The following is a 21,143-nucleotide window of genomic DNA, read 5'->3' as shown; positions in this document are numbered from 1 at the left end:
TACGATTCCTCTGCTGGTCTTTTTTAGAAGTTTACCTGTTCTTATAGAAGTTGTCAGGAACTCGAGCGAGTACGGATTTGACTCGTTGACGGCGTAAAAAAATATGCCCCGGAGGGATCCAAATCTGGTCCTTCAGGGCATATTTTTTATGTCGTTTATTTTACTTTCCGAGATTAGATAATAATTGTAATTACACGGATAATAAACAATGCACATACGATATACATAACCGGATGAATCTTTTTCAGCTGACCGGTGCATACTTTAATGATGAACCATGCCAGAACACCGAACATGATACCGTTTGCGATAGAATACGTAAGAGGCATCATCAGGAATGCCAGATATCCGCCGACAGCATCTGCCAGATCACCGTCGAATTCCATTTTCTTGATGGAAGAAGCCATGAAGAAACCAACGATTACCAGAGCCGGAGCTGTGGCAAAGCTTGGAATAGCCAGGAAGATCGGTGACAGGAACAGTGCAACCAAAAACAGGATACCGGTTGTCATAGCGGTCAGACCGGTTTTTCCACCTTCCGCAACACCTGAACTGGACTCTACGAAACTGGTAACTGTGGAAGTACCCAGCATAGAACCTGCTACAGTACCGATAGCATCTGCCATCAGGACACGGCCTACGCGAGGGAGATTACCGTCCTCATCCAGCAGATCAGCTTTTTCAGCAACACCGATAACAGTACCGATGGTATCGAACATATCTACAAACAGGAATGAGAATACGATAACAACGAACTCAGATACATGAGAACCGATCCATGCGAAATCAAATTTGCAGAAAGTTGATGAGATGGACGGCGGGATGAAGGAAGAAGCACTCAGAGACGGAATCAGAGAGGTTGCCCCAGCATCCGGATCTACTACATACCAGCCTGTCAGCTGAGCAATGATTCCCAGAACCCAGGTGATCAGGATACCCCAGAGAATAGATCCTTTTACATTATAGTGATTCATCACAGCAATCACCAGGATACCAATCAGGCACAGAGCAACTTCCGGTCTTCCGAAGTTACCGAGTGCAACCAGTGTGGAGTCGTCAGATACGACAACACCGGCACCCTTAAGACCAACAAATGCGATAAACAGACCGATACCGGATGTAATACCGTATTTCAGGTTCTCAGGGATTGCGTTGACGATCGTTTCACGCAATTTGAAAAATGAAAGAATAATGAAAATGATACCCTCTACCAGTACAGCAGCCAGTGCGATCTTCCAGGGATCATCGATTCCCTGCAGCTGTCCGAGACATACTGTATAAGCAAAGTAAGCATTCAGTCCCATACCTGCTGACAGTGCGATCGGATAATTTGCCCAGAACGCCATAATAAAAGTCGCCAGTGCGGATGCCAGTGCGGTAGCTGTGAAAACTGCGCCGCTGTCCATTCCGGAAGCACTCAACATGTTAGGGTTAACTGCGAGAATATACGCCATGGTAAGAAATGTGGTAATACCTGCCATCACTTCTGTTTTTACCGTGGTGTTATGCTCTTTCAGTTTAAAGAGTTTTTCCATGGTTTTTCCCTCCCTTAAAGATTAAATGGTAAAACGAGCCAAAACACGCTTTGCGAGTTTTGCTCGTTATCGCGGCAGTCGTCAAGGTCTCGTGCAAGCACGGACTTTGACTCGTTGCTCGCGTAAATAAAAACTCCATTACGATTGTAATGGATTTCTTCCTGGTTTGTCAACGCGGACTTCCCAAAAAGACGGCAATACGCTATAATAAAATAACTGTAAATAAAATAGGTAATGTAAGCGGCTAAAGAAAGTGAGGAAATTCTATGAAATTTACGAAAATGCAGGGTATCGGAAATGATTATGTATATGTAAACTGTTTCAAAGAAACCGTGGAGGATCCGAAGACAACAGCAATCAAAGTCAGCGACCGTCATTTCGGAATCGGCTCCGACGGACTGATCCTGATCAAACCATCCGAGGTAGCAGACTTTCAGATGGATATGTACAACGCTGACGGTTCCCGCGGAGCGATGTGTGGAAACGGCATCCGTTGTGTGGCAAAATACGTGTATGATTACGGTCTGACAGATAAAACATTCATCTCTGTGGAGACAGCAAGCGGTATCAAATATCTGGATCTGACCGTGGAAAATGGAAAAGTGGCACTGGTAAAAGTAAATATGGGCGCACCAATCCTCGAAGCCAAAAAAATCCCGGTAGTTTCCGAAAAAGAGCAGGTGATCAATGAGCCTCTCCTGGTAGACGGAAAAGAATACCGCATCACCGGCGTATCGATGGGAAATCCGCATGCGATCACCTACATTGACGATGTAAAAGGATTAGACATCGAAAAAATCGGCCCGAAATTCGAATCTCACCCGGCTTTCCCTGACAGGGTAAATACAGAGTTCGTGAAAGTGTTGGATGATCATACCGTAGAAATGCGCGTATGGGAACGCGGTTCCGGCGAGACACTGGCATGTGGAACAGGTGCCTGTGCGGTAGCTGTGGCTTCGATTCTGAACGGATATGTGAAAGAAGAGGAAGTGACAGTGAAACTGCTCGGCGGGGATCTGAAGATTTACTGGGATCGTGAAGAAAACCTGGTATACATGACTGGGCCGGCTGCGGTTGTGTTTGACGGGGAGATTGCACTGTAAAAGAGAATAGATGGTGCTAAAGCGGACAAGAAACTCCAGCCGCTCCCTGAGCGTTAGCAAAGGGGGAAGTGAGGATGTGTGGGGAAGAGTGTTGACAGAAAATACAGAGGGCTAAAAGATTAAACTGAAAGTCGAGGAATAATAGTTGATTTTTGAAGAATATTTAGATAAAGAGATTCAGTCCCAGCCAACACACAGCGAGAGGGATCCCCGATCCCTCTCGCGTCCCTATAGGAAAACTGATTTTCAAGATTTACAGTAAAGGAATATTATGCTCTTCCGCCAGTTTCACCGTCTCCTCCGGCCATAACGAACAATGAACCTCTCCGATATGAGCCTTCCGCAGATAAAACATACAGATACGAGACTGTCCGATACCGCCACCAATCGTAAATGGCAGCTCATCATTCAAAATAGCCTTCTGGAAATCCAGTTCTGCGCGTTCCTCGCAGCCACAAACCTCCAGCTGATGCTTCAGGGCAGCTGCATCCACACGGATACCCATGGAAGAAAGCTCCAGGGCGATATCCAGAACCGGATAATAAACGATGATATCACCGTTTAACTCCCAGTCATCATAGTCCGGTGCACGGCCGTCGTGTGGTTCGCCGGATGCCAGCATTTTACCGATCTGCATGATAAACACAGCACCCTTTTCCTTTACGATCTTATACTCCCGATCCTTAGGAGACAGACCCGGATACATATCCTCAAGTTCCTGAGAAGTGATAAAGAAAATATCTTTCGGAAGAATCTCTTCGATATAATCATACTGAATCGCCATGTATTTTTCTGTCTTCTTCAGAGCAGAATAAACCGTGCGGACAACATCCTTTAACGTATCCACATTACGCTCTTCGCGTGTGATAATCTTTTCCCAGTCCCACTGATCCACATAGATCGAGTGAATATTATCGGTATCCTCATCACGACGGATCGCAACCATATCGGTATACAGACCTTCGCCGTGTGCAAAACCATATTTTTTCAGCGCATAACGTTTCCATTTTGCAAGAGAATGTACGATCTCAGCATCCTGCTCCGGCGACTCCTTGATGTCGAAGGTAACCGGGCGTTCTACGCCGTTCAGATTATCATTCAGACCGGATGACGGATCTACAAAAAGCGGTGCGGACACACGCAGCAGATTCAGTCGGTCAGAAAGGGTTTTCTGAAAAAAATCTTTCACTGTTTTGATACCAACCTGAGTATCGTGAAGCGATAATGCAGGCTGATAATTTTCTGGAATAATAAAATGTTCCATAACAATCCTCCTCAAATTTTGAAAGGCATCCAGCTAAGAATCCCGGCAGACACCAACAACTCTTTACCCGTTTACCCTGGTATTATGGTAATATTATAGCAGAAAACCACCCGAATACAACAACTAATTGTTGCCGGGCACGAGGTGCACGGCAACATGCTTCGCGATGCACAGAATCAATTCTGCCTTGTAACTTACCCGCAATTGTGCTAGTGTAATATGCAGAGTATGTTGGGAAAGGTCGAAAAACGGGATGGAACAGGAAAAAATATTAGTGGTTCTTCCGGTGAGAGAAGAACAGAAAGATCGAATCAGAAACACCGCACCGGATGCGAAAGTAACCTACTGCCTGGAAGCAGAGGTGACGAAAGAGCAGGTGCAGGATGCAAATATTATTATCGGCAACGTAAAACCGGAATTCTTAAAAGATTCCCCGAATCTGCGCTGGATACAGTTAAATAATGCCGGAACCGAAGGATTCTGCGAGCCGGGTGTTCTGCCAAAACAGGCACAGCTGACCAATGCAACCGGAGCCTACGGAATGGCGATTTCTGAGCATCTGATCGCGATGCTGTTTGCTCTGCAGAAACGCCTGGACATTTACCATGACCAGCAAACAGACCACCGCTGGGAAAAACAGACCCATATGATGGTCACAGAGGGAAGCCATGTTCTGGTGATCGGCCTTGGAGATATCGGAACGACATTTGCAAGAAAAATGAAAGTACTGGGTGCACATGTGACCGGCATTAGAAGGAGCCAGAAACCAAAACCGGAGTACGTGGATGCACAATACACAATGGAAGCCCTGCCGGAACTGTTGCCGCAGGCAGATATCGTGGTAATGAGCCTTCCGGGATACAGCGATACCAAAGGTGTGATTGGAGAAAAAGAATTACAGTTGATGAAATCGAACGCAATTTTGTTAAATGTAGGTCGCGGAACCGCCATCGACAGTCTGGCACTTGCGAAAGCACTGCAGGGGCGAAGCATTTACGGCGCAGGTCTGGACGTCACCGATCCGGAACCACTTCCGGAAGATCACCCGCTGTGGAATGCTCCGCACTGTATCATTACCCCACATGTGTCCGGTGGATATGCACTGCCGGAGACACTCGAGAAGATTCTGAATCTTTCGATTGAGAACCTGGAACGTTACGAAAAAGGCGAAGCCCTTCACAATATCATTGACTTTTCCACTGGATATGTGAAACGGTAAGACAGGCGTTCGGAAAATTGCATAAAAAATAAAACAAAAAAAGAGAAGAATTTTCAGGGTTCTTCTCTTTCCTTTTGCAGATAACCGTGCTATACTGTTGTCTACAAAATGTTGTTTTGAAAAACAGAAAAAACACTATATATAGTAGTAAGGAGTGGAAACAATGGTATATATTATCAAGAAGGACGGCACAAAAGAAGAGTTCGATGCCAATAAGATCAAGCGTGCGGTCAATAAATCGGCAGGTCGTGTCATGTATCGTTTTACCGATGACGAGATCAATTTTATCTGTAAATATGCGACCGACCGTGCAGAAGCCATGTCCAGAGAACGCAAGGGCGGAAAGATCATGATCCAGGATATGCACAACATCGTGGAGGGCGCTCTGGAACAGGTGAACCCGGCAGTAGCAAAAAGCTATCGTGATTACCGGAATTATAAAGTAGACTTTATTCATATGATGGACGAAGTCTACACGAAAAGCCAGTCCATCCGTTATATCGGAGATAAGAGCAACGCCAACACCGACAGTGCACTGGTAGCAACAAAACGAAGTCTGATCTTTAACGAGCTGAACAAAGAATTATACAGAAAATTCTTTATGAACCGGAACGAACTGCAGGCATGCAAAGATGGTTATATTTACATCCACGATCAGTCTGCGCGTCTGGATACAATGAACTGCTGTCTGTTTGATGTGGGATCTGTTCTGCGTGGTGGATTTGAGATGGGAAATGTCTGGTACAACGAGCCGAAGACCCTGGACACCGCATTTGACGTTATGGGTGATATCATCCTCAGTACCGCAGCACAGCAGTACGGCGGATTTACCGTACCGGAAGTAGACAAGATCCTGTCTCCGTATGCACAGAAAAGCTATAACAAATATTATGAAGAATTCCTGAAATATTCCGATCCGTCCTGGGAAGGAAGAGAAGAAAAGGGTCGTGTATATGCCTGGGAAAAAGTCTGCCGTGACTGTGATCAGGGATGGCAGGGAATTGAATATAAATTAAATACCGTTGGTTCCTCCCGTGGCGACTATCCGTTTGTTACTGTGACACTGGGACTGGGAACGGGAAGATTTGAAAAAATGATCTCAAAATCTCTGCTGAAAGTCCATATGGGCGGACAGGGAAAAGCCGGACATAAAAAACCGGTACTGTTCCCGAAGATTGTGTTCCTGTATGATGAAGAGATCCATGGAGATGGAAAAGAATGTGAAGATGTCTTTGAGGCAGGTGTTGCCTGCTCTGCAAAAACCATGTATCCGGACTGGCTGTCCATGAGTGGCCAGGGATATATTTCCAGCATGTACAAAAAATATAAAAAAGTAATCAGCCCGATGGGGTGTCGTGCCTTCTTAAGTCCGTGGTATGAGCGTGGCGGTATGGAACCGGCAGATGAAAACGATGTGCCTGTCTTTGTCGGTCGTTTCAACATCGGTGCGGTCAGCCTGCATCTTCCGATGATCCTGGCAAAAGCCCGTGCAGAGAACACAGATTTTTATGAAGTTCTGGATTTCTATCTGGAGATGATCCGCGGACTGCATAAGAGAACATACGATTACCTTGGTGAGATGCGTGCTTCCACGAATCCGCTGGCATACTGTGAGGGCGGTTTCTACGGAGGCCATCTGAAACCATCCGATAAGATCCGTCCGTTACTCCGTCCGATGACAGCCTCCTTCGGTATCACAGCACTGAACGAACTGCAGGAACTTTACAATGGTAAATCCATTGCCGAAGACGGAGAATTTGCACTGGAAGTGCTTCGTTATATCAATGATAAGATTAATGTATACAAAAAAGAGGATCAGATCCTGTATGCAATTTACGGAACACCGGCTGAGAGCCTTTGCGGTCTGCAGGTAGAGCAGTTCCGCAAGATGTACGGTATCGTGCGCGGGGTATCCGACCGTCCGTATGTGAGCAACAGTTTCCACTGCCACGTAACTGAGGATATTACTCCTATCCAAAAACAGGATCTGGAAGGAAGATTCTGGGAACTGTGCAACGGTGGTAAGATCCAATATGTCAGATATCCGATTTCCTACAATGTACATGCTATAAAAGCACTGATCCGTCGGGCGATGAATCTGGGTTATTATGAGGGTGTGAATCTGTCGCTGGCCTACTGCGACGATTGCGGACATCAGGAGCTCGAGATGGATGTCTGCCCGGTCTGCGGTTCCAGAAACCTGACCAAGATCGACCGTATGAACGGATACCTGTCCTACAGCCGTGTTCACGGAGATACCCGTCTGAACGATGCCAAGATGGCGGAGATCGCGGACAGAAAGTCAATGTAAAAACATCAGAAATAATATAGAAATAATATGATAAGAAGAAATCCGTAAAATTCTGATCAGAAATCAGTTGTTTTACGGATTTTTCTTTGTATTTGCAACCTGGTGCCTGACAGTATCCAAAGAAGGGCAGGGAGGAATAAATTCTGCGCATCACGAAGCGCGTTACAGGAAACGGAGTGCACAATAACAACAAATATACAGAAAACAAAAGGTGTATCTGTGAAGTATATAGACAAAATCCACAGGATTCTTTATACTTGATATAGATGTGTAGACAGGAGGATATCAGTATGGGGGAAAAGAAGATACAGCTTCAGAGAGGAGAAAGTATACATGGGTAGAAAAAGAAAACCAAAGATGGAATACCGTTATTATGAAATTCCGGCAGGAAGTCCGGTGCTTGCTCTTTTGGGGGATAAATGGGTGCAGAATTACGGAAGGGAGGTTGATTACCTGCATTTTCACAATCATCTGGAAGTTGGATTTTGCTATTATGGGGAAGGTACCGTTACTTTTAAAGAAGAAGACATTCCCTTTGACAGCAATATGTTTACAGTGGTACCGAAGAACTTTCCTCATACTACAAACTCTACGGGAGACAGTCTCAGTTACTGGGAGTGGCTGTTTATTGATGCGGACAAATTTCTGAGGGAAGTTTATAAAGACAATCCCAGGATGGCACAGAAAGTGATCGATCGGGTGAATAAAAGAGCACATTTTGTGCGTGTTCAGGATAAACCCCAGATCGGAGCACTGGTGCAGCAGATCATTGTATGCATGCGGGAACGAAAGGAATTCTATCTGGAAGAAGTGAAAGGACTGACCCTGGCTTTTCTTTTGCAGGTGGCAAGGTGGAATCGGGAGGAAGCGGAAAAGACAGAATTCGAGGCAGGAATCACCAGTCTGATCACACCGGCGATTAGCTATATCAGCGAATATTGTGACCGTCCGATCAAGGTGGAGGAACTGGCTGCGATGTGCCATATCAGTGAAACACATCTGCGGAGGGTATTTCATGACTGTATGCAGATGTCACCTGTTGAGTATATTAATTCGGTTCGAATTCGCACAGCATGTAGGGAACTGAAGCGTACAAACGATACGGTGGGAGATATTGCCGTACGATGTGGATTCACCACGTTGTCCACGTTTAACAGGAATTTTCACAGGATTATGGGCATTTCACCACAACAGTGGAGAAAAGATCCGGAGCATTATGAACGTGAATTGTTGAATTACAATATAAAAGCCGAAAAAGGATGGTGAAAATCGTCAAAAACACCTTAAATGGTTGAAAATGCATAAAATGCTGTTGAATATGAGTACACATGCAGGAAAAGTATGGTATAATGTGTACATAATGATTCACAGAAAGTTCAAAAACTGTACACATTCACTAATGGGAAAAGCGAGTGAGAGATGCCGGTTTTTGGCAGAGTGAACAAATACATATCAGGAGGATATACATTTATGAAAAGAAAAATTGTAGCAGTTGTATTAGCTTCCACAATGGTATTCGGAATGACAGCTTGTGGCTCTTCAGGAGCAAGCGATTCCTCAAGCACAGGAAGCGACGCAGCAACAGACGACACAGCAACAGATGACGGTTCAGAAGATGCAAACGTTACAGAAGGAAGTTCTGATGATGAAAACACACTGACTGTTTGGACATGGGATCCGAACTTCAACATCTATGCAATTGAAAAAGCAGCAGAGATTTATGCAAAAGATCATCCTGGATTCAAAGTAGACGTAAGCGAGATCAAATCCGACGATATCGAAACAAGACTGACAACAGCTGTTTCTGCCGGAGATCTGAGCACACTGCCTGACATTTTCCTGATGCAGGATAACTCCTTCCAGAAATATGCTACCAACTATCCGGACATCTTCACAGACCTGACAGATTCCGGAATCGACTTCAGCCAGTTCTCACAGGCGAAAGTTGCTTACTCCACACTGGATGGTAAGAACTATGGTGTCCCGTTTGATAACGGTGCTGTTATCGAGTGCCTGCGTACCGATATGCTGGAACAGGCAGGATACACAATTGATGATTTCACAGACATTACATGGTCTGATTTCATGGAAAAAGCAAAAGTTGTAAAAGAGAAAACCGGACAGCCGATCCTGACATCTCAGGCTGGCTCACCTGACCTGGTAATGGAGATGCTGCAGTCCTGTGGACAGTCTCTGTTCAACGAAGACGGATCCGTTAACATCAAAGACAACAAAGCTCTGAAACCAATCCTGGAGATCTATCAGCAGATGGTTGCAGACGGAACAATAGTAGAAGTTACTGACTGGGATCAGTACATTGCATCTATCAACAACGGCACAGTAGCTGGTGTTATCAACGGATGCTGGATCATGGCTTCTATCGTAGCTAACGATGAGCAGTCCGGACAGTGGGCAATCACAAATATGCCGAAACTGGATGGCGTTGACGGAGCTACTAACTACTCCAATAACGGTGGTTCTTCATGGGTAATCAGCTCTAACTGCCAGAAACAGGATCTTGCAATTGACTTTATGAAATCCACATTTGCTGGAAGCACAGATCTGTACGATGACATCATCTCCAAAGGAGCTCTGGCAACATGGGCACCAGCTGGCGATACAGATGTATATGCTCAGCCTGTAGAATTCTTCAGCAATGAAGCGGTTTATGCTAAGATCGTAGATTTTGCTACAAAGACTCCTTCCAATATCACTGGTCCATTCTACTATGATGCTCGTGATGCTGTAGGTGTTGCACTGTCCAATATCATCCAGAGTGGTGCAGATATGGACGATGAAATCGCAACCGCACAGGATACTGTAGAATTTAATATGGGTGGCTGATTCAGCTGAACAGTTAAAAACCAAGAAGTGAAAAATAAATAAGAAGAGGGTCTGCTTCGAAAAAAGCGGAGCAGACCCTCTCTTTCTAAGAAATCTCCAAAAGAAAGGAAGGATGGATTTCATGAGCAATCAGAAGAAAAAAGGATTGACACTGGCAAAGAAACACAACCTGACCGGTTGGGCATTCTTACTTCCTGCAACCCTGTTGATTGGCTGGATGAGTTTTTATCCGATGATTCGGGCGTTCATCCTGTCATTACAGACGGGCATGGGTGTAAACCTGAGCTTTAATGGCTTTGCAAACTATGCACGTATTTTAAAAGACCCAACGTTTAAACAGACATTATTTAACACATTCTTATACCTGATCGTTCAGGTGCCGATTATGCTGGTGCTGGCGCTGATGTTTGCATCTATGCTGAACAACAAGGATCTGAGGTTTAAGGGCCTGTTCCGTACATGTATTTTCTTACCATGTGCGACATCTCTGGTTTCTTACGCTATGATCTTCCGTTCTCTGTTTGCAAATGATGGTTTCATTAACATGGTTCTGCGTAATTTGGGTATGTCACCGATCATGTGGTTTGGTAATGCATGGACAGCCCGTGCCGTTATCATCATCGCTCTGGTGTGGAGATGGACAGGATACAACATGGTATTCTATTTGTCCGGTCTGCAGAATATCGAATATTCTGTATACGAAGCAGCGAAGATCGATGGCGCAAGTCCGATGCAGTCATTCTTCAAGATTACTGTACCACTTCTGAAACCGACCATCCTGCTGACAGCCATTACATCTACGAATGGTACCCTGCAGCTGTTTGATGAGTCCCTGAACCTGACAAATGGTGGTCCTGGTAAATCTACTATGACAATGTCTCATTATATTTACAACATCTCCTTTAAGCAGAGCCCGAACTTCGGTTATGCTGCGGCGATGTCTATCCTGATCCTGATCATGGTTGCTATTCTGGCAATACTTCAGATGAAAGTAGGTGACGAACGATAATGGGTAAAGGTAAAAAATTCTTCATGTATCTTATACTGTCAATCGCGTCAATTGTTTCTGTGTTTCCACTGTACTATATGTTCTGTGCATCTACAAACAAGAGCGTTGACGTTATTGCAGGTAAACTGATTCCGGGAACGTATCTGATTGAAAACTACAAAGCACTGATCGCGAACCAGAATTTGGGACTGGCCCTGTGGAATTCCTTCCGAAATGCAACGGTTCTGACTGTCCTGTGTCTGCTGATTTGTTCCATCGCCGGTTATGGCTTTGAGATCTATCACGATAAAGGAAAAGACGTTGTATTTACCATCCTGCTGACTGCTATGATGATTCCTTTTGCAGCCATCATGATTCCGATGTTCCGTATGTTCTCTACTTTGAAAATGGTAAATACCATGGGTGCATTCATGCTTCCATCCATTGCAACTCCGTTTATGATCATGATGTTCCGTCAGGCATCCAGATCTTTCCCTCATGATATCATTGAGGCAGCAAGAATCGATGGTCTGAGTGAAGTTGGTATCTTCTTCCGTATGTTCATTCCTACTATGAAATCTACATACGCTGCAGCTATCATCATCACATTCATGGGTGCATGGAATAACTATCTGTGGCCAAAGGTAATTCTGCAGAATAAAGATGCGATCACCATGCCGATGCTGGTTTCTAACCTGTTAAGTGGCTACACCGTAGATTATGGTATGCTGATGTTAGGTGTATTTATCTGTACAATCCCGACAGCAATTATCTTCTTTGCTTTCCAGAAGAGCTTTACAGAAGGTATCACAGGTGCTGTTAAATAATAAAAAAGTAGCTGTGCATATGTTGAATGGTTATGTATAAGTAAATTAAGGCGGATATTTATAGTATATGAATATCCGCCTGTTTTTTAGCAAGAATTGAAAAATAGGAGGAAAAAACAGAATGGGTACTTTCAATTACGATTTAGTAAAAGATCCTACGTATTTTAACGACAACCGTGTGGCTGCTCATTCAGACCACAAATATTACGCTTCTGTGGAAGCGATGGAACAGGATGTGGATAACTTCCGTCACAGCCTGAATGGACTGTGGAAATTCCATTACGCAAAAAATTACAACTCTACGATCCCGGGATTTGAGAAAACAGAATATTGTTGCAAATCATGGGATGATATCCGTGTACCGGCTCATATTCAGATGGAGGGATATGATGTACCGCAGTATGCAAATGTACAGTACCCGTGGGAAGGAAGAGAAGAAGTAGAACCGGGTCAGATTCCGGAGAGATTCAATCCGGTTGCTTCTTATGTGAAATATTTTGAAGTTCCGGAAGAGATGGAAGGCAAAAAAGTATTTATCTCTTTCCAGGGTGCAGAAAGTGGTATCGCTGTATGGCTGAACGGTAACTTTGTAGGATACAGTGAAGATACCTTTACACCGTCCGAATTCGAACTGACTCCTTATCTGAAAGAAGGAGAAAACAAACTGGCGGCTCAGGTCTTCAAATGGACCAGCAGCAGCTGGTGTGAGGACCAGGATTTCTTCCGTTTCTCAGGTATCTACCGTGATGTCTATCTGTATGCGATCCCGGAAGTCCATGTATCTGATGTGAAGATCCAGACACTTCTGGACGATACCTTCACCAAAGCGGATCTGGTGATCGATACCAAAGCTACCAAGGCCGGAAAAGTAAAAATCACCTTATCCAAAGATGGAAAAAAACTGCAGAGTGTAGAAGAGACACTGGCAGAGGAGTCTCAGTATGTGATGAAAGTGGAGAATCCTGAACTGTGGTCTGCAGAATCTCCTGTATTATATGATCTGTTACTGGAAATGATGGATGAGAACGGACAGGTGACAGAAGTGATCCCTCAGAGAGTGGGCTTCCGTCGTTTTGAGATGAAAGATTCTATCATGATGCTGAATGGTAAGAGAATCGTCTTCAAAGGTGTTAACCGTCACGAATTCAGTTCTGTATCCGGTCGTGTGGTATCCAGAGAAGAATTGATCAAAGATCTGGTGACCATGAAACAGAACAATATCAATGCGATCCGTACCTGCCATTATCCGGATGCGGTCGGCATCTATGAACTGTGTGACGAATATGGTATCTACATGATCGCAGAGTGTAATCTGGAGAGCCACGGAAGCTGGGACATCAGTGCAGAACAGACCGGTGACTTCAGCAAAGTCGTACCATGTGACCGTCCGGAATGGATGGATATGATGCTGGATCGTGTCAATTCCATGTATCAGAGAGATAAGAACCATCCGGCGATACTGATCTGGTCCTGCGGTAATGAGGCATTTGGCGGAAAAGTAATCTACGAGATGTCACAGCTGTACCGCAAGATGGATCCGAACCGCCTGGTACATTATGAAGGTGTCTACCACGATAGAAGATACAACGATACCAGTGATATGGAAAGCCAGATGTATCCGTCTGTAGAAGCCATCAAAGAATTCCTGGAAAAAGACAGAAGCAAACCATTTATCTGCTGCGAATACACTCATGCAATGGGTAACTCCTGCGGAGGCATGCACAAATATACAGATCTGACGGATACCGAGCCGTCCTACCAGGGTGGATTTATCTGGGATTACATCGATCAGTCCATCTACAAAAAAGACCGTTACGGAAAAGAATTTCAGGCATACGGCGGTGACTTCAATGATCGGCCATGTGACTACAACTTCAGCGGAAACGGTATCGCATACGGCGGAGAAAGAGACGCATCTCCGAAGATGCAGGATGTGAAATTTAATTATCAGAACATTTCTGCCAAAGTGGAAAAAGACCAGGTAACCATCGTCAACAAGAACCTGTTTATCAACACAGATAGCTTTGACTGCTTCGTAGTACTTGCAAAAGACGGAAAAGAAGTAAAAGAAGTTCCGATGGAAACTCATGTAGCTCCTTTGAGTGAAGAGACCGTAAGTCTGCCGATCCCGGTACAGACTCTGCCGGGTGAATACGCAGTTACTGTATCCTTCCGTCTGAAAGAAGATACGGTATGGGCAAAACGTGGTCATGAAGTGGCTTTCGGACAGGGTGTCTATAAAGTAGAAGCACCTGCGAAAGCTGTGAAACCTGCAAGATTTGAAGTGATCAGATCCGGTCATGACTTTGGCGTTCGCGGGGAGAATTTCGATGTGCTCTTCTCTTATCTGAACGGTGGTCTTGCATCTTACCGTTACGGTGGAGTGGAGATGATCCAGATGATCCCAAGACCAAACTTCTGGCGTGCACCGGTTGACAACGATAACGGAAGCCTGATGCAGATGCGCTGCGGACAGTGGAAACTGGCATCCATGTATCTGTCTCACAAATATCCAACCGGAGGACATTATCCGGGAATGCATATCCCTGAGATCGAAGTTCTGGATGACAGTGCAAAGATTACATTTACTTATGCAATGCCAACGACTCCGGCAACCGAGTGCAAACTGAGCTATCAGGTATATGGAGACGGAAGCATCCGCACCACACTGACTTATGATCCGGTAGAGGGTCTGGGCGATATGCCGGAATTCGGTGTTATGTTCAAGTTCGATGCAGATTACGACAATGTAACCTGGTACGGCATGGGACCGGAAGAAACCTATGTGGACAGATGCGAAGGCGCAAAACTGGGTATCTACAGGAACAAAGTGGAAGATAATATGGCAAAATACATGGTTCCGCAGGAATGCGGAAACAAGGTTGGCGTACGTTGGGCATCTGTAACAGACCGTAAGGGCAGAGGAATGCTGTTTACCGGTGATGCTATGGAATTCTCCGCACTGCCATATACACCACACGAGATGGAAAATGCGATGCATCCATTTGAGCTGCCGCAGGTACACTACACGGTAGTACGTGTATCCAAACAGCAGATGGGTATTGCCGGAGATGACAGCTGGGGTGCAAAACCACTTCCGGAATATCTGATCAAAACCGATGAAAAGATGGAATTTACATTCACATTCAAAGGAATCTGATGAAAATTACAAATAAATAATTAAATGAAAGGAAGTAACTTTTCAGTAGCCACTATCCCGCGAGATGTTTTGACATGAATATGTCAAAATCTCGAGACACACAAGCAAAAATGTCATCACCGAAGGTGATTTACGCGAGCAACGAGTCAAAGTCCGTGCTTGCACGGAACCTTGAGGAGTGCCGCGATAACGATAAAAACTCGCAAAGCGTGTTTTTATCGTTCAAATGCATTTTTGCTCGTAACTGTGAAGGCACTGAACAGTTACGAAAGGAAAAGCCTTTCTCCTTGAAGTGAAGGGAGAAAGGCTTTTCCGGTAATGCAGGAGAAGAACATATGGCAAGAGAAGTAAATTTTGGAAAAATGCTCCACGGTGGAGATTACAATCCGGAACAGTGGCTTCACAGCCCGGAGATTCTGGAAAAAGACATCGAATATTTTAAAAAAGCGAAAATCAATGAAGTGTCCCTGGGTATATTTTCCTGGGCAGTACTGGAACCGGTAGAGGGAGAGTTCCATTTTGAATGGATGGAAAAGATCATTGACCGTCTGTATGAAAATGGTATTTCTACAATTCTTGCCACCCCGACCGGAGCAAGACCAAGATGGATGGCACAGAAGTATCCTGAGGTACTTCGTGTAGATGCCAGCCGTCACAGAAATCTGTACGGAGAAAGACATAACCACTGTTATACATCTCCGGTATACAGAGAAAAGACAAGAATTATGAATACAAAACTGGCAGAAAAATTCAAAGATCATCCGGGTGTGATCGCCTGGCATATTTCCAATGAATATGGAGGAGAGTGTCATTGTCCGTTGTGTCAGGCGGCCTTTAAAAACTGGCTGAAAGACAAATATCAGACAGTAGATAAGATGAACCGGGCATGGGCAACCACATTCTGGAGTCACCGGTATCATGATTTTGATCAGGTAGACAGTCCTTCCCCGAGGGGAGACAGCTCTCTTCACGGTCTGAACCTGGACTGGAAACGGTTTGTGACCGATCAGACGGTAGATTTTGTAAAATGGGAGATCCGGGCGATTCGGGATGCAGGATCCGACAAACCGACGACTATCAATATGATGTACAATTTCCAGGGATTAAACTACCACAAATTTGCAGATGTGGTGGATTTTGTATCCTGGGATAATTATCCACAGTGGCATAAGAAAGAAGAATACCTGACAGCTATGGATAATGGTATGCAGCATGATATTATGCGAAGCATTCAGAAAAAACCATTTTTGCTGATGGAGAACTGCCCATCGGCGACCAACTGGCAGTCCGTAAGCAAATTAAAGAAACCGGGAATGCTCCATGCAGCTTCCATGCAGGCTGTTGCCCACGGATCCGACAGCATTCTGTATTTCCAGCTTCGCCAGAGCCAGGGTTCCTCTGAAAAATTCCATGGTGCAGTGATCGATCATTATGGCAAAGATGACACCAGAGTATTCAGAGAAGTTACAGAAGTGGGTGAAAGCCTGGAGAAACTTCAGGAAGTTACCGGAGCGAAGAATCCCGCACAGGTGGCTGTGGTATATGACTGGGAGAACCGCTGGGCGATGGAAGATGCCCAGGGTCCGAGAAATAAAGGACTGTTCTACAAGGAAACCGTAGAAAAATCCTATTATGCATTCCGCAAACAGGGGCTGAACGTGGATATGATCGATATGGAACAGGACCTGGATGGTTATAAAGTGGTAGCAGCACCTATGCTTTATATGCTCCGGGCAGGATTCGAAGAGAAGATTCGTAAGTATGTGGAAAATGGCGGAACATTTATCCTGACCTACTGGTCGGGTATCGTGGACAGTACCGATCTGTGTTTCCTGGAGGGAACTCCCCATGGACTGATGGATGTGATGGGACTTCGCAGTACTGAGATTGACGGCTTGTACGATGGGGAATATAATAGAGGAGTACCGGTGAAAGGAAATGAGCTGTGTCTGACAAAAACCTATACCTGTAACCATCTTTGCGAACTGGTTAAGGTCTCTGCTGCACAGCCTCTGATGACCTATGAAACCGACTTTTATGCTGGTATGCCTGCACTTACCGTGAACCGTTTCGGAAAAGGAAAAGCATACCATGTCTGCGCAGACTTTGAACAGGGATTTTATGATGAAGTTTATCGTAAAATTGCAAAAGAAGCAGGTGTAAAACGTGTAGTTGCCCACATCCCGGAAGGCGTGGAAGTGAGCGTGCGCCGAAATCAGGATACAGATTATGTATTTGTACAGAACTTTAACCGTCAGCCGGTAGAAGTCAAGCTGCCTACAGAACGGTATCCGGTATGGCTGGGAGAGTATGATGGCACTATAGGTCGGTTCGGCACCGTGGTATTAAAAGGAAAGGCAGGAGAAAAGGAATGATTCAAGAGAGTATTGTAAAACTGGTACAGTATGGACTGGCAACCGGTCTGGTAGAAAAGGAAGACAAGCGTTATACTACGAATAAAATTCTGGAATTACTGCAGATGGATGCGATCGACGAAGAATATGTAAAACAGATTCTGGAGTCTGACGGAGCAGATCAGAGTGTGGTAGGTGAACTGGAAAGCATTCTGGGAGATATCTGTGACTATGCATATGAACATGGTCTGATGGAAGAAAACAGTGTAGGTTATCGCGACCTGTTTGACACAAAAGTTATGAGTCTTTTGGTAGACCGTCCAAGCAATGTGATCCGTCGCTTCTGGGAATTGTATAAAGAAGATCCGGTAAAGGCTACCGATGCACATTACAAATTCAGTCAGGATACCGATTATATCCGTCGTTACCGTATCGCAAAAGACATGAAATGGGTAGCACCGACCGAGTACGGTGATCTGGATATTACCATCAATCTGTCCAAACCGGAAAAAGATCCGAAAGCCATCGCAGCAGCAAAGCTGGCAAAACAGACATCATATCCAAAATGTCTGCTTTGCATGGAAAACGAAGGCTACGCAGGACGACTGAACCATCCGGCAAGACAGAACCACAGAATCATACCGGTAACCATCAACAACAGTGAGTGGGGATTCCAGTATTCTCCTTATGTATATTATAACGAGCATTGTATCGTATTCAATTCTCAGCATGTACCGATGAAGATCGAACGTGCAACCTTCGCAAAATTGTTTGACTTTGTAAAACAGTTCCCGCACTACTTTGTAGGATCCAATGCGGATCTGCCGATCGTAGGAGGATCGATCCTGAGTCACGATCATTTCCAGGGTGGACATTATGAATTTGCCATGGCGAAAGCACCGGTGGAAAAAGAAGTAGTGATCCCGGGATTCGAAGATGTCAAAGCAGGCATCGTAAAATGGCCGATGTCCGTCATCCGTATAAGCGGTCCGGACACGGAGCGTCTGATCGAACTGGCAGACAAGATCCTGTTAAAGTGGAGAGGATACACTGACGAGGCAGCATTTATCTTCGCGGAAACCGACGGAGAACCACACAATACCATCACCCCGATCGCAAGAAAACGTGGTGATATGTATGAGATGGATCTGGTTTTGAGGAATAATATTACGACCGAAGAACATCCGCTGGGTGTTTATCATCCGCATGCGGAACTGCACCATATCAAGAAAGAAAACATCGGTCTGATCGAAGTTATGGGTCTGGCAGTGCTTCCGGCACGTCTGAAAGGTGAACTTGAAGGTCTGTGCAAAGCCATTGTGGCAGGCGAAGATCTGAGAAAAGATGAAGTTCTGGAAAAACATGCCGACTGGGTAGATGAACTGAAAGAAAAATATACTTTCACAGCAGAAAATGTGGAAGAGATTCTGAAAAAAGAGATCGGCATTGTATTCAAGAAGGTGCTGGAGCATGCAGGAGTGTACAAATGCACAGAAGAAGGCAGAACTGCATTCATGAGATTTATTGACAGTCTGTAAAAGAAAATAACGATTTTTATATAATACTTTGGTAAAGTGTTATAAAAATAAAGAGCCGGGTTGACAACAGCAATTCGGCTCTTTATAATAAAAGCATTAACGAAACTACATATCGAGCCAATAGAAGGTTGCAGGAAAGCAGGCGAAAGCCCGCCGAAGGAATAATACTCTCAGGTGTCCGTGAAAAACGGACGGGACTGTAACCGGATGGCCCTCTGGAGAATCCCAAAGATGGGTGCCGAAGGTGAAAGCAGATCTGTGATCTGTGAATCTCTCAGGCAAAAGGACAGTGTGAAAGATACAAAAGAGAAAAGCGACATGTTGCAGTAGTTTTTTGTATTTCGAGTGGATAATGAATAACAATTCTGAACAGAACCTGCAAAGGCGCAGAACAGTTATGGAAGTATCAGGTCCCGGGGATTCCCCGGGACCTTTTTGCTTTAGCGGAAATTGCTTTCCGGCAGAGTAAAAAACGCTCCGCGTGGATGTGCCCGACACATTCTCCGGTATTGGCTTGAAATGTAAGAAAAAGTGAGGGAGAAGAAAAAACATGGAATTTGTTGCAAAAGTAGTTGAGTGTGTCAATACGTTTCTGTGGGATTATGCATTGCTGATCCTGCTTCTGGGAGCCGGTATCATTTACTCGTTCAGCCTGAAATTTATTCAGGTACGAAAGTTTGGTGCCGGAATGAAAGCATTGTTTGGTAATTTTTCGCTGCATGGAGGAAAAGGAGAAAATGGTCTCAGTTCTTTTCAGGCTCTGACAACAGCGATTGCCGCCCAGGTAGGAACCGGTAATATCGCCGGAGCAGCAACAGCGATTGCATCCGGAGGGCCGGGTTCCATCTTCTGGATGTGGGTCAGTGCATTCTTCGGAATGGCTACCATCTATGCGGAAGCTGTTATGGCACAGCATACAAGAAAACTGGAAAACGGACACTATGTAGGAGGCCCGGTATATTATATAAAATACGTATTCAAGGGCAGATTTGGAAAATTCCTGGCAGGTTTCTTTTCTGTAGCTATCATTCTGGCCCTGGGATTTATGGGAAATATGGTACAGTCCAACTCTATCGGTGCAGCATTTAACAATGCATTCCATGTACCGAAACTGGCAGTGGGAATCTGTGTGGCAGTGATTGCCGGCATCATCTTCATTGGCGGTATCAAGAGAATCGCAAGCTTCACAGAAAAAATCGTTCCGATCATGGCGCTGTTATACATCATCGGATGCCTTGTGATCCTGGTGATGCATCTTCCGGGGGTTGGAACTGCATTCAAAGATATTTTTGTGGGTGCTTTTGCACCACAGGCAATCGCAGGCGGTGCACTTGGTGTAACGGTTCAGAAAGCGATGCGTTTCGGTGTTGCGAGAGGACTTTTCTCCAACGAAGCAGGTATGGGTTCCACACCACATGCACATGCAACAGCGGAGGTTAAGGATCCGTGTGATCAGGGAATCATCGCAATGATGGGTGTATTTATCGATACATTTATTATTCTGACACTGACAGCTCTGGTTATCCTGTCCACCGGAGTACTTGGTAACGGACAGACAGGTTCTGAACTGGCACAGAGTGCATTCAACGTAGGATTCGGTAACTTTGGAAATATCTTTATTGCATTGTGTATGCTGTTCTTTGCCTTTACTACAATTGTTGGATGGTATTATTTCGGTGAAGTGAATGTTCGGCATTTGTTCGGAAATGGTGCAGTAAAAGTTTATGCAGTGATCGTTGTGATCTGCGTAATCATCGGATCCACATTGAAAGTAGATCTGGTATGGGATATGGCAGATATGTTCAATGGTTTAATGGTACTTCCAAACCTGATTGCACTTCTTGGATGCCTGGCGATTGTTCGCAAATTGACGAAAAAGAGCGAAAAAAGCAAAGAAAAATAATGGAATATAGACAAAAACAGAAAAAGCCGCTTTGGGGAAAGAAACCAAAGCGGATTTTTTTGAAATTGGTTAAATTGCACTTGATTTTTATAAAACA

General features: G+C 44.9%; 13 protein-coding genes and 1 riboswitch. Of the genes, 11 read left to right on the top strand and 2 right to left on the bottom strand.

The window, feature by feature from the left end; all coding sequences use genetic code 11:
• Window positions 1-173: 173 nt before the first annotated feature.
• Complete coding sequence (locus ETP43_RS13780; RefSeq protein WP_129258696.1) at window positions 174-1,535, bottom strand: NCS2 family permease; 1,362 nt, start codon at window positions 1,533-1,535, stop codon at window positions 174-176.
• A 266-nt stretch (window positions 1,536-1,801) separates the two neighbouring features.
• Between ETP43_RS13780 and dapF the strand changes: the two genes are divergently transcribed.
• Window positions 1,802-2,638 (top strand): diaminopimelate epimerase, encoded by an 837-nt coding sequence (gene dapF, locus ETP43_RS13775; RefSeq protein WP_129258694.1) that lies wholly within the window; start codon window positions 1,802-1,804, stop codon window positions 2,636-2,638.
• A 253-nt stretch (window positions 2,639-2,891) separates the two neighbouring features.
• Here the strand turns inward: dapF and asnA are convergent, their stop codons facing one another.
• Window positions 2,892-3,902: an aspartate--ammonia ligase gene (asnA, locus tag ETP43_RS13770; protein ID WP_129258692.1), complete on the bottom strand. Its 1,011-nt coding sequence runs from the start codon at window positions 3,900-3,902 to the stop codon at window positions 2,892-2,894.
• A gap of 253 nt (window positions 3,903-4,155) precedes the next feature.
• Between asnA and ETP43_RS13765 the strand changes: the two genes are divergently transcribed.
• From ETP43_RS13765 to ETP43_RS13720, 10 genes are all read left to right on the top strand, one after another.
• Window positions 4,156-5,121: a D-2-hydroxyacid dehydrogenase gene (locus tag ETP43_RS13765; RefSeq protein WP_129258690.1), complete on the top strand. Its 966-nt coding sequence runs from the start codon at window positions 4,156-4,158 to the stop codon at window positions 5,119-5,121.
• A gap of 163 nt (window positions 5,122-5,284) precedes the next feature.
• Window positions 5,285-7,432 (top strand): anaerobic ribonucleoside-triphosphate reductase, encoded by a 2,148-nt coding sequence (gene nrdD, locus ETP43_RS13760; RefSeq protein WP_129259625.1) that lies wholly within the window; start codon window positions 5,285-5,287, stop codon window positions 7,430-7,432.
• Between the two features lie 333 nt (window positions 7,433-7,765).
• Window positions 7,766-8,698 (top strand): helix-turn-helix domain-containing protein, encoded by a 933-nt coding sequence (locus tag ETP43_RS13755; protein ID WP_118619298.1) that lies wholly within the window; start codon window positions 7,766-7,768, stop codon window positions 8,696-8,698.
• A 204-nt stretch (window positions 8,699-8,902) separates the two neighbouring features.
• On the top strand, window positions 8,903-10,276 hold the full coding sequence (locus tag ETP43_RS13750; protein WP_129258688.1) for an ABC transporter substrate-binding protein: 1,374 nt from the start codon (window positions 8,903-8,905) through the stop codon (window positions 10,274-10,276).
• A 121-nt stretch (window positions 10,277-10,397) separates the two neighbouring features.
• Window positions 10,398-11,285, top strand: a complete 888-nt coding sequence (locus ETP43_RS13745) for a carbohydrate ABC transporter permease (RefSeq protein WP_022398438.1) — start codon at window positions 10,398-10,400, stop codon at window positions 11,283-11,285.
• Window positions 11,285-12,091 carry a carbohydrate ABC transporter permease gene (locus ETP43_RS13740; RefSeq protein ID WP_243114298.1) on the top strand — a complete coding sequence of 269 codons (807 nt, stop codon included), beginning with the start codon at window positions 11,285-11,287 and terminating at the stop codon, window positions 12,089-12,091. The genes ETP43_RS13745 and ETP43_RS13740 overlap by 1 nt, the downstream gene beginning before the upstream one ends.
• A gap of 121 nt (window positions 12,092-12,212) precedes the next feature.
• A complete protein-coding gene (locus ETP43_RS13735) occupies window positions 12,213-15,251 on the top strand; it encodes a glycoside hydrolase family 2 TIM barrel-domain containing protein (RefSeq protein ID WP_129258685.1) in 3,039 nt (1,012 codons plus the stop codon).
• A gap of 335 nt (window positions 15,252-15,586) precedes the next feature.
• Window positions 15,587-17,626, top strand: a complete 2,040-nt coding sequence (locus tag ETP43_RS13730) for a beta-galactosidase (protein ID WP_129258683.1) — start codon at window positions 15,587-15,589, stop codon at window positions 17,624-17,626.
• Complete coding sequence (gene galT / locus ETP43_RS13725; RefSeq protein ID WP_117525015.1) at window positions 17,623-19,143, top strand: UDP-glucose--hexose-1-phosphate uridylyltransferase; 1,521 nt, start codon at window positions 17,623-17,625, stop codon at window positions 19,141-19,143. Before ETP43_RS13730 ends, galT begins: the two co-directional genes overlap by 4 nt.
• Before the next feature lie 205 nt (window positions 19,144-19,348).
• Window positions 19,349-19,443: riboswitch (glycine riboswitch) on the top strand.
• Between the two features lie 250 nt (window positions 19,444-19,693).
• On the top strand, window positions 19,694-21,046 hold the full coding sequence (locus ETP43_RS13720; RefSeq protein WP_129258681.1) for an alanine/glycine:cation symporter family protein: 1,353 nt from the start codon (window positions 19,694-19,696) through the stop codon (window positions 21,044-21,046).
• Window positions 21,047-21,143 lie beyond the last annotated feature (97 nt).

It is taken from the genome of Blautia faecicola (assembly GCF_004123145.1).
GTDB classification, from domain to species: domain Bacteria; phylum Bacillota; class Clostridia; order Lachnospirales; family Lachnospiraceae; genus Oliverpabstia; species Oliverpabstia faecicola.
Note: the sequence above shows the minus strand (reverse complement) of the source record. Positions and strands in the feature narration are given on the sequence as shown.

Bases quoted from the DNA above. Each gene is read 5' to 3' on its own strand.
- ETP43_RS13780 (WP_129258696.1), bottom strand. From the start codon at position 1,535: ATGGAAAAACTCTTTAAACTGAAAGAGCATAACACCACGGTAAAAACA.
- dapF (WP_129258694.1), top strand. From the start codon at position 1,802: ATGAAATTTACGAAAATGCAGGGTATCGGAAATGATTATGTATATGTA.
- asnA (WP_129258692.1), bottom strand. From the start codon at position 3,902: ATGGAACATTTTATTATTCCAGAAAATTATCAGCCTGCATTATCGCTT.
- ETP43_RS13765 (WP_129258690.1), top strand. From the start codon at position 4,156: ATGGAACAGGAAAAAATATTAGTGGTTCTTCCGGTGAGAGAAGAACAG.
- nrdD (WP_129259625.1), top strand. From the start codon at position 5,285: ATGGTATATATTATCAAGAAGGACGGCACAAAAGAAGAGTTCGATGCC.
- ETP43_RS13755 (WP_118619298.1), top strand. From the start codon at position 7,766: ATGGGTAGAAAAAGAAAACCAAAGATGGAATACCGTTATTATGAAATT.
- ETP43_RS13750 (WP_129258688.1), top strand. From the start codon at position 8,903: ATGAAAAGAAAAATTGTAGCAGTTGTATTAGCTTCCACAATGGTATTC.
- ETP43_RS13745 (WP_022398438.1), top strand. From the start codon at position 10,398: ATGAGCAATCAGAAGAAAAAAGGATTGACACTGGCAAAGAAACACAAC.
- ETP43_RS13740 (WP_243114298.1), top strand. From the start codon at position 11,285: ATGGGTAAAGGTAAAAAATTCTTCATGTATCTTATACTGTCAATCGCG.
- ETP43_RS13735 (WP_129258685.1), top strand. From the start codon at position 12,213: ATGGGTACTTTCAATTACGATTTAGTAAAAGATCCTACGTATTTTAAC.
- ETP43_RS13730 (WP_129258683.1), top strand. From the start codon at position 15,587: ATGGCAAGAGAAGTAAATTTTGGAAAAATGCTCCACGGTGGAGATTAC.
- galT (WP_117525015.1), top strand. From the start codon at position 17,623: ATGATTCAAGAGAGTATTGTAAAACTGGTACAGTATGGACTGGCAACC.
- ETP43_RS13720 (WP_129258681.1), top strand. From the start codon at position 19,694: ATGGAATTTGTTGCAAAAGTAGTTGAGTGTGTCAATACGTTTCTGTGG.